Below are 9572 nucleotides of genomic sequence, written 5' to 3'. Positions count from 1 at the left end.
CCTTCATGCCCTCCACCGCCCCGCCGCGCCTGTACGGGATGCCCGAACGCAGCGACCGGCTCGATTTCTACATCCGCGACCAGGCGTCGCGCCAGGCGATCACCGAGCCGCACCGGCACGCGTATTTCCAGATCCAGTTCAACCTCGGCGGCGACACCGAGCAGCGCATCGGCGGCGTCACGCGGCCGTTTCCGCGCGGCGCGCTCGCGTTCGTGCTGCCGCACCGCGAGCACCTGATCCCGCATCCGGAAGGCGCGCATTTCATCGTGATCAACTTCAGCCAGGCGTTCCTGCGCGCCGATCTCGACGTCGATCCGCTCGATCTCGAGGACGTGCCCGCACACCGTTTCCCCGAGTTGACGCCGTTCCGCTTCCAGGAGCACCTCGATTTCATCCTGACCGGCGATACGTACGACGAAGCGCGGCGCCTCGCGCTGTGCATGCTCGACGTCGATCGCGTGCGCACGTTCGGCTCGACCACGCTGCTGCGCGGCTACCTGCTGCAACTGATCGGGCTCGTCTGCACCCAGTACGCGGGTGCGCTCGACAAGCTCGCGCAGCGCGGCGCCCAGCGTGCCGGCCGGCGCGACGCGCTGGCCCGCGTGCTGCGCCACGTGCGGGCGAACCTGACCCGCGAGGACCTGACGCTCGCCGCGACCGCCGAAGCTGCGTTTCTGTCGCCGAACTACCTCGCGCACCTGGTGCGCAAGGAAACCGGCAGCACCTTCACCGATCTCGTGACCGAGCGGCGGATCGCGCTCGCGCAGTCGCTGCTGGCCCACACCAGCCGGCGCATCGCGGACATCGCCCGCTCGGTCGGCTTCCGCGACGAAGGGTATTTCGCGCGGCGCTTCCGCGCGCGGGTCGGCGTGTCGCCGAAGGCGTACCGCGACGCGAACGCCGCATTGCCCGCCGCCGACGACACGCAAGCGGCCACCGACGCGTAGTTTTGTCCCGGTAAAACGCAGTTGCGTCGCATCCCGGCGCACGCGCGTCGGGTATCGTTGCACGCATGCCGGCCGGTGCGCCGGCCATCCGTCTTCCTACCGAACGAGGCCCATCCGATGTCCGCCTATGTCATCGACGCCGCCGAGCGTCCTTCCGTCGAAGTCGAACAGTCGTCCGCGCGCTTTCCGGTGCGCCGCGTCTTCTGCGTCGGCCGCAACTACGCCGACCACGCCCGCGAAATGGGCGCCGACCCCGACCGCGAACCGCCGTTCTTCTTCACGAAGCCGGCCGACGCGATCGTCCCGGCCAGCGGCACGGTCGCCTATCCGCCGCTGACGAACGATCTCCACCATGAAATCGAGCTGGTCGTCGCGATCGGCAAGGACGGCCGGTCGATCGACCCGGCCGACGCGCTGTCGCACGTGTGGGGCTACGGCGTCGGCGTCGACCTCACGCGCCGCGACCTGCAGGCCGAAGCGAAGAAGCTGAGCCGGCCGTGGGACTGGGCGAAGGGTTTCGACGCGTCGGGCCCCGTGACCGCGCTGCGCCCGGCGACGGCCACCGGCCATCCGGCCGCCGGCCGCATCTGGCTCGCGGTCAACGGCGACACGCGCCAGCAAGGCGACCTCGCCGACATGATCTGGCCCGTGCCCGACGTCATCGCGTACGTGTCGCGCTCGGTCGAGCTGAAGGCCGGCGACCTGATCTTCACCGGCACGCCGGCCGGCGTCGGCGCGCTGCAGCCGGGCGACCGCGTGACGGGCGGCGTCGACAGCGTCGCGACGTTCGAATTCGTGGTCGGCGCGAAGCCGTAACATGCCATGCAGGGCGGCCGCGTGCCCGGGCCGCCCAGGCGATACCGCGTTGCCGGTCAGTCGTAGCGGCGCAGGAAGGCCTCGGCGACGGCTGGCGGATTCAGCGCTTTCGCCGACGCGTTTTCCAGCGCCTCAGCCGCGTCGTCGTCGCTGATCGACACGAACAGCGTGATGGCCGCCCGGTCGTCGCCCGTGCCGAACACGCCGTCGCGATCGAGCAGCCGCAACGCCTCGATCATGTCGGTATGCAGTTGCCGGGAAAATTCCGCGAATCGCGACCGGACGAACTGCGGGCTCAGCACCTCGTCGGCCAGCCGGCCGCAGATCGCGTTGAACGGCGAGGCCTCGGCCGCCGCGTACGCCCACTCGGCCACGCCCCACACGAACCACGGATCGTCGTCCGCCACCGCCTGTTGCGCGCGGACCCGGCGCAGCCCTTCGACCGAATTGGCGGCCGGCACCACCGTCATCGCGCCGCTGTCGGTGTACAACGCGAACGCATAGAAATGTTCGTCCGGGTGCAGCGCCCGCAGCGCCCTGAAGGTCGCCCTCGCGGCATCGGCAATATCCCGCTGGAAATCAGAAAAGTCGCTCATCGCATCCTCGTCCAGTCGCCCTGCGCGCTCGTCGGGGCACGCGGCGCGCGAATCGTGCGTCGTGTCCCGGCATGCGGCGGATTGTCCGTCATTCCGCCGCGCGCCGGTACCGGGGCGCACCCGCGCTCACCGTCCGGCGTCCCGGCCGTCGAACGCCCGCACGCACCCGGCGGCCGCCAGTGCGATCGCCGCCGACAGCAGCATCATCGCGAGCGGCAGGTAGCCTGCGTTGCGCGGGGTCAGCAGCGCGCCCGTCAGCGACGACAGCGCGGCGCCGCCGCCGATCGTCATCGCGCCGGCCAGCCCCGATGCGCTGCCAGCCAGTTCCGGGCGTACGGACACCGCGCCCGCATGGGCGCCGGGATTGCTCAGCCCGTTGCCGATGCCGACCAGCACGCACGGCCCGAACCACGCGAGCGCATGGGTCACGCCGCCGAACAGCAGCGCAAGCCCGATCAATGGCCCCGCACACGCGACGAGCCGCCCGCACAGGATCGTCGTGGCCAGCGCATGGCGGCGCGCGACCCGCGCGGCCAGAAAGCTGCCGCAGACGAAACCGGCCGTGATCGTCCCCATGTAGAAGCCGATCTCCGCGGGCGGGATGCCGAACAGCGTTGTCGCGGCGAGCGGCGCACCGGCCAGGAACGCATAGAACGCGCCCGTCGAGAACGCCATGCACAGCGCATAGGCCCAGAAACGGCGCGCACGCAGCAGCGCCGGATACGCGCGAAGCTGCTGCCCGAAGCTCGACGGCCGGCGCGTATGGGTTTCGGCGAGATCGCGCACGCACCAGGCAAACAGCGCGGTGCCGACTACGGCCAGCAGCCAGAAGCTCGCGCGCCAGCCGACCGTCTGGTCGAGCGCACCGCCGAGTGTCGGGCCGAGCATCGGCGCGAACGCGGCCGCCATCGCCGCGTAGCCGATCCGGCTCGCCGCGCGCGCGCCGCCGCCGGTATCGCGGATCGCCGCCATCGACACCGGATAGACCGACGTGATCGCCGCCTGCATCAGCCGGCAGCCGAGAAACACGTGGATATCGGTCGCCATCGCACAACCGAGCGAACCGAGCGCGAACAGCGCGACGCTCGTCAGCACGATCGGCCGCCGCCCGAACCGGTCGGACAGCGGCCCCGTCACGCATTCGAGCGACGCGGCCACCGCCGCATAGCCGCCGAGCGACAGCGCGACGAGCGCATAGTCGGTATGCAGGTCGCGCACGATCGCCGGCAGCGACGGCAGGAACAGGCTCAACGGCAGCACCGACAACGCGCACAGCACGATCAGCGTGGCGTGCCGTGGCGACGCCGGGTCGGAAGTAGTCGACAGGTTCGATCGCAAGCGGATGCCCTCCCGCGCACGGGCCTCTCGGCCGTGCGCAACAAAAAAAAGCCCCCGAACGAGTCGGGGGCGCATGGGTGCCGGCGCGGTGCCGCTACCGGACCCTGCGCCTGTGGACGACTACGATGAAGCAAGTGGTTTTCATGTCGAATGGCTCTGCCGTATGGCTCCTGACTACGTGGTGGACCGCCCGCGGTACCCGACGATGTTAGGCGGACGGCAGCCGCCGCGTCAACGCGCTACCGCGTGCGCACCGACACGAACTTCCGCGCGTTGTTGCGCTGGATCAGCACGGCGATCACGTTGCCGCCGCTCGCTTCGAGCATCGGCACGTCGTCCGGCGTCTCGAGCAGCGTGTCGTTGAGTTCCAGCACGACATCGCCCGGCTGGATGCCGGCGCGCGCGGCGGGGCCATGTACCGCGTCCACCATCATCCCGACCGCGAGCCCCGTCGAGCGGCGCTCGTTGTCGCTCAGCGCGTGCATCGTCAGGCCGAGGCGATCGCCGTGGTCGCCTGCATCGCCGGTGCCCGGCCCCGGCTGCGCGGGGGCCTTCGGCGCGGCCATGCCGACCGTCGCGGGCATACCGCCACCCGCGTCGTCGGCGCCGGTGATCGTCAGCGTCACCGGCGCACGGTTGCGGATCACGCGCAGCGGCGCCTTGCCGCCGGGCGGCAGCGCGGCGGCAAGGTCGTTCAGTTCGGCCGAACGGCCGATCGCCTTGCCGCCCATCTTCACGATCACGTCGCCGGGCTTCAGGCCGGCCGCGGCGGCCGGCGAGCCGGGCGCGACGCCGTTGACGAGCGCGCCTGCCGGACGCGGCAGCCCGAACGCCGCGGCCAGACCGACGCCTACGTCCTGCACGTCGACGCCGAACGCATTGCCCGACGGCGCGTCCGGCGCGGGCGCCTGAGCCTGCTGCGCCTGCATCTGCGCCTGCTGTTGCGCGCGCAACTGGGCACGCACCTTGGCCGCGAATGCGATCGGGATGGCGAACGTCGTGCTCGCGTAGCGGTCGGCGCCCGGATAGACCTGCACCGCGATGCCGATCACGTCGCCCGCGCGATTGAACACGGGGCCGCCGGAGTTGTCCGGGTTCGGTGCGATGTCGGTCTCGAAGAACGGGAATGCGCTGCCGTCCGGCAGCCGCCGCGATGTCGCGCTGACGATGCCGGCCGTGACCGTGTTGCCCGATCCGTCCGGCGCGCCGATCGTCAGCACCGGTTCGCCCGCGCGGACTTTCGACGAATCGCCGATGCGCACGAACGGCAGCTTCGTCGCGTCGACGCGCAGCACGGCGACATCGCTTTGCGGATCGACGGCCAGCACCGTCGCCTTGAATTCGCGGCGGTCGGTGAGCCGCACCGTCACGTCGGTCGCCTCGTCGACCACATGGGCGGACGTGAGGATCAGGCCATCGGCGCTGACGATGAAGCCCGAACCGCTGCCGGACACCGCACGCGGCGCCACCGTATCGGGCGCCGGCGCCTGCGGCCCCTGCGCGGGCGGCGGCGCGCCGTGCCGGAAGAACGCGGCGAGCGGATCGTCGGGATCGAGCGCGGCAAAGGCCGGCCCGCCGGTTTGCGGATCGGGCGTGGCGGCCAGGATGGTCACGACCGCCGGGCCGTAGCGTTCGACGATCGCCGGGAAATCGACCGGCATCGCGTAAGGCGCGGCGGGTGGCCGCGCCTTCATCGCCGGCGGTGCGGCGTGCGGCGCGAGGGTGCCGGCAACGGCGGCGGGCAGCGGCAAACATCCGGCAAACACGCCCCCGATCAACGCGGTGCGAAGCACGGCGCGAGCAAGCGTCTGGCAAACCACGGTGCCACCTCCCCCGGCAGCCGCGACGCCACCCTGCGCGAGACGCGCGGGCGCCCGACAAGCACCGGTACACCCCACCATTTATAGCCCACGCGCAGGTTGGAACATACGAATCGAAACCCGTATGCCGGGAGGTGCCCGGGCGGCGGAACCGCGAGGGTGGTCGTTTCGAACAAAGTGCGCGGTTCGTCAATCCGAATATCCACCACGCATCGGTGCGCGCGTCACCGGCATCGTTGCGATCTGCGATCGCGGCCGATCATTGGCCTGTCGCGCATCGCCGACCGCGAAACCATCCCGTCACGCATCCCCCGCGCCCACCCGCTCCGCGATCGCCGACACCATCCGCAACATCGGCTCGAACGCATCGGCCGACGTATTGCCGAAACCGAGCACGAGCCCGTTGCCGGCCCGCGCCGCATCGATCGCGAAACCCGACAGCGGAAACGGCCCGATGCCATGCGCGCGCGCCGCTTCGACGATCGCGCGATCGCGATACCGCGCCGGCAACCGCAGCGCGAGATGCAGCCCGCACGGGCCGCCCTCGACCTGGTGCGGCACGCTCAGGCTGCGCTCGAGCGCGGCGAGCAGCAACCGCCGCCGGTCGCGATACAGCCGGCGCATCCGCCCGAGATGCCGGCCGTACTCGCCCGTCTCGATGAAGTCGGCGAGCGCGAGCTGCACGTGGCGGGTCCCGCCGCGCAGCATCTCCGGCAGCGCCGGCCGCACGGCGGCCAGCAACGCATCGGGCAGCACGAGAAAACCGATCCGCAGCGCCGGAAACATCGTCTTGCTGAACGAGCCGAGATAGACGACCGGCGAATCGGGCGCCAGCCCGTGCATCGCGCCGATCGGCTCGCCGGTGTGACGGAATTCGCTGTCGTAGTCGTCCTCGATGATCCACGCGCGATGGCGGCGCGCCGCGTCGATCAGCGCGAGCCGACGCGAGATCGACAGCACGGCGCCGGTCGGGAACTGGTTCGACGGCGTCGTGTAGACGAGGCGCGGCGTCCGCTCGCGCCAGTCGTCCGGTTCCGCGCGCAGCCCTTCGGCGTCGACCGGCATCGGCACGACGTCGAGGTCGGCCGCCTGCATCGCGGTGCGCGCGCCGCGATAGCCGGGCTCCTCGACCCACACCGTATCGCCCGGATTCGTCAGCAGTTGCGCGCACAGTGCGATCGCCCCTTGTGCGCCTTCGGTGATCACGATCTGCTCGGGATCGCAGCGCACGCCGCGCGTGACGGCCAGGTGGCGCGCGATCGATTCGCGCAACGCGGGCTCGCCGAGCGGATCGCCGTACGCCAGCAGCTCGCGGCCGGCGCGACGCAACGCGCGGTCGATCGCATGCCGCCACGCGTCCACCGGGAAATGCGACAGCGCCGGCACGCCCGGACGAAAGCCCTCCGATTCACCAGTGCCGACGAGGCTCAGGCGAATCCGGCCGAGCCGCTGCGCGACGGCCGGCGGCGCGGCACGCCGGCGCGGCGGCGTGGGCCGCGACAGCCCGACGACCCGCGTGCCGCGACGATCCGATTGCAGGAAGCCTTCGGCGACGAGCTGCTCGTACACGGCGGCCGTCGTATTGCGCGACACGCCGAGCGTTTCGGCCAGCGCACGCGTGCCGGGCAGCCGCGTGCCGGCCGGCATCGCGCCGCCGAGAATCGCGTCGCGCACGCGGCGCAGCAACTGGCGCTGGAGCGAGGGTGCGCCAGGCGTGCGCGCCAGCGGCGCATCGAGCGGCAGCAACGGTGCGTCGCCGGCAGGAAAGGCAGTCGTCATCGGAACATCGCAGCGTGAAAAGGTCGGAACGTGACGCACGGGCGAGCGTCGCACGGTGACCGGCGCGCGGCTGGCGGCCCCAGATCGTGGCACCATAAATTTACCGCTCACTGGCGCTTCTCATGGTACCTCGGCGGGACTACGATCGTCTGCATGCCGGCATGTCGCCGGCCGCCAACCGAAGCGAGATCGACCTTGCCCACGCTCACCAACGCTTTCCAGCAGCCCATCGGCCACCCCGTTCCCGACTGGTCCGCGCGCCCGCGCCCGGCGCGCATCGTGCTCGAAGGCCGCTACTGCCGGCTCGAGCCGCTCGACGCCGAACGCCACGCCGCCGATCTGTATGCCGCCTACGCACAGGCGCCCGACGGCAGCGACTGGACCTATCTCGCACACGGCCCGTACGCCGACGAATCCGGCTACCGCGACTATGCGCGCGGCGCGCAGGCGAGCACCGATCCGCTGCACTACACGGTGATCGACCGCGCCACGGGCCGCGCGGTCGGCACGCTCGCGCTGATGCGCATCGATCCGGCCAACGGCGTGATCGAGGTCGGCTCGGTCACGTTCTCGCCGCTGCTCAAGCGCACGCCGGTGTCGACCGAAGCGCAGTTCCTGCTGATGAAGTACGCGTTCGACACGCTCGGCTACCGGCGCTACGAATGGAAGTGCGACGACCTGAACGCGCCGTCGCGCAAGGCGGCTGCCCGCCTCGGCTTCCGCTACGAAGGCACGTTCCGGCAGGCGATCATCTACCGCGGCCGCAATCGCGATACCGCGTGGTTCTCGATCGTCGACGGCGAATGGCCGGATGTGCGCGCCGCGTTCGAAGCCTGGCTCGCACCGGAGAACTTCGACGCGCAAGGCGAACAGCGCCAGTCGCTCACCGCGATCCGCCACGCACAGGCCAGCGCGCGCGATGCCGCCGGCCGCGCGAACGACGCCACGCGCGTCACGGTGCGCCCGCTCGTCGTCGCCGACGAAGCCGCGTGGCGTCCGCTGTGGCAGGGTTACCAGAAGTTCTATGACACCGCGCTGAGCGACGCGGTGTTCGCGACGACCTGGGCGCGCCTGATGGACCCGGCCGAGCCGATGTTCGTGCTCGGCGCGTTCGACGCGTCGGGTGCGCTGGTCGGGATCGTCCATGCGATCTACCACCGTTCGTGCTGGACCGAAGGGCCGTACTGCTACCTGCAGGATCTGTACACGGCGCCAGACGCGCGCGGGCAAGGTGCCGGCCGCGCGCTGATCGAGGCCGTGTACGAACGGGCGCGCGAAGCCGGCGCGAGCCGCGTGTACTGGCTCACGCACGAGACCAACACGACCGCGCGGGCGCTGTACGACAAGCTCGCGAACAATGCCGGTTTCATCCAGTACCGGCACGATCTGAAGAAGTAACGTCGCGCCGCCGCCGGCCGACGTTCAGCCACGAACATCGGCCGGATGGCGTGCGTCGCCGTCCTCCGGCGTGGCGTCGCACGCCGCACCGGCCATCCCCGGCAGTGCTGCCGGGCGGATCATCTCGTCGCCATTGGCCGGCACGGGCCGCCGCACCGGCCGGAACACCGGCTCGCCCGGCTCGATCGGCTGCCCCGAGAGCGCGCAACGACCGGGCTGCAACGCGACGCGCAGGCGCCAGCGTTGCTCGCCGTAATGACACCGGCCGCTCTCGACCCATCGCACCAGCAGTGCGTCGTCGCCCGCCTCCAGCACCGTGACGAACAGTTGCGGACGCAACGGCGATGCCGCGGCCGTCGCGTGCTCCGGAATCGGCGCGCGGCCGATCGTCACAAGCGGATGCGCGACCACGCCGCCGCGCGACGGCATCGCGTCGTCTTCGTCGAACGCGGACGCGTCGCACGACAGGTCTTCTTCGCAGATCGGGCTTTCCATGGTGTTGAGCATGCTTGACGAATTTCCGTGCAGGTTGAACGACGCCGGCGCGTTCAGCGCCGGCCCATCGGTTCGCGCAGCAGGGACAGGCCGATCGCCGCGCCGACGGCGGCGGCCGCGAGCATCAGCCCGATGCCGCCCGACCAGCCGAACGCACCGACGATCGCGCCGATCGTCAGCGGCCCGATCACCTGGCCGAGATAGTTGCCCTGCACGACCCAGCCGATGCTGAGCGGCGCCAGCGACGGCGACGGGGCGGAGCCCGGCGCGCACGCGAGAATGGTCGCGGGCAGCATCCCGGCCATCGCCGAAAACGCGAACCCGAGCGCGACCGCGAGCGGCGCGGGTGTCGCGGCGCTGAAGAGGCCCGCGCCGCTCGCGGT

General features: G+C 71.2%; 8 protein-coding genes and 1 pseudogene. 3 read left to right on the top strand and 6 right to left on the bottom strand.

Annotated elements, in window-relative coordinates; all coding sequences use genetic code 11:
• Positions 1-5: 5 nt before the first annotated feature.
• Together H3O04_RS30860 and H3O04_RS30855 are read left to right on the top strand one after the other, a co-directional pair.
• A complete protein-coding gene (locus H3O04_RS30860; RefSeq protein ID WP_124479204.1) occupies positions 6-947 on the top strand; it encodes a helix-turn-helix transcriptional regulator in 942 nt (313 codons plus the stop codon).
• A 117-nt stretch (positions 948-1064) separates the two neighbouring features.
• On the top strand, positions 1065-1763 hold the full coding sequence (locus H3O04_RS30855) for a fumarylacetoacetate hydrolase family protein (protein ID WP_202589123.1): 699 nt from the start codon (positions 1065-1067) through the stop codon (positions 1761-1763).
• A gap of 56 nt (positions 1764-1819) precedes the next feature.
• On the opposite strand, the gene H3O04_RS30850 is transcribed toward H3O04_RS30855, so the two are convergent.
• The 4 genes from H3O04_RS30850 to pdxR form a co-directional block, all read right to left on the bottom strand.
• Positions 1820-2359 (bottom strand): DUF4303 domain-containing protein, encoded by a 540-nt coding sequence (locus tag H3O04_RS30850; RefSeq protein WP_011547598.1) that lies wholly within the window; start codon positions 2357-2359, stop codon positions 1820-1822.
• A 126-nt stretch (positions 2360-2485) separates the two neighbouring features.
• Positions 2486-3697 carry an MFS transporter gene (locus tag H3O04_RS30845; RefSeq protein ID WP_202589122.1) on the bottom strand — a complete coding sequence of 404 codons (1212 nt, stop codon included), beginning with the start codon at positions 3695-3697 and terminating at the stop codon, positions 2486-2488.
• A gap of 239 nt (positions 3698-3936) precedes the next feature.
• Positions 3937-5517: a trypsin-like peptidase domain-containing protein gene (locus H3O04_RS30840; RefSeq protein WP_202589121.1), complete on the bottom strand. Its 1581-nt coding sequence runs from the start codon at positions 5515-5517 to the stop codon at positions 3937-3939.
• A gap of 300 nt (positions 5518-5817) precedes the next feature.
• On the bottom strand, positions 5818-7296 hold the full coding sequence (gene pdxR / locus H3O04_RS30835) for a MocR-like pyridoxine biosynthesis transcription factor PdxR (protein WP_202589120.1): 1479 nt from the start codon (positions 7294-7296) through the stop codon (positions 5818-5820).
• 195 nt (positions 7297-7491) lie between these two features.
• Between pdxR and H3O04_RS30830 the strand changes: the two genes are divergently transcribed.
• Positions 7492-8694 carry a GNAT family N-acetyltransferase gene (locus H3O04_RS30830; protein WP_202589119.1) on the top strand — a complete coding sequence of 401 codons (1203 nt, stop codon included), beginning with the start codon at positions 7492-7494 and terminating at the stop codon, positions 8692-8694.
• 24 nt (positions 8695-8718) lie between these two features.
• Here the strand turns inward: H3O04_RS30830 and H3O04_RS30825 are convergent, their stop codons facing one another.
• Positions 8719-9201, bottom strand: a complete 483-nt coding sequence (locus H3O04_RS30825; protein ID WP_202589118.1) for a DUF3331 domain-containing protein — start codon at positions 9199-9201, stop codon at positions 8719-8721.
• A 41-nt stretch (positions 9202-9242) separates the two neighbouring features.
• Positions 9243-9572: pseudogene (locus H3O04_RS30820) on the bottom strand (MFS transporter); the annotation flags it as partial.

This window comes from Burkholderia sp. KCJ3K979, from assembly GCF_016759955.1.
Taxonomy (GTDB): domain Bacteria; phylum Pseudomonadota; class Gammaproteobacteria; order Burkholderiales; family Burkholderiaceae; genus Burkholderia; species Burkholderia orbicola.
This window is presented reverse-complemented; position numbering and strand designations above follow the sequence as displayed.

Coding starts and splice junctions, on each gene's coding strand:
- pdxR (WP_202589120.1), bottom strand. CDS start 7,296: ATGACGACTGCCTTTCCTGCCGGCGACGCACCGTTGCTGCCGCTCGAT.
- H3O04_RS30855 (WP_202589123.1), top strand. CDS start 1,065: ATGTCCGCCTATGTCATCGACGCCGCCGAGCGTCCTTCCGTCGAAGTC.
- H3O04_RS30825 (WP_202589118.1), bottom strand. CDS start 9,201: ATGCTCAACACCATGGAAAGCCCGATCTGCGAAGAAGACCTGTCGTGC.
- H3O04_RS30850 (WP_011547598.1), bottom strand. CDS start 2,359: ATGAGCGACTTTTCTGATTTCCAGCGGGATATTGCCGATGCCGCGAGG.
- H3O04_RS30860 (WP_124479204.1), top strand. CDS start 6: ATGCCCTCCACCGCCCCGCCGCGCCTGTACGGGATGCCCGAACGCAGC.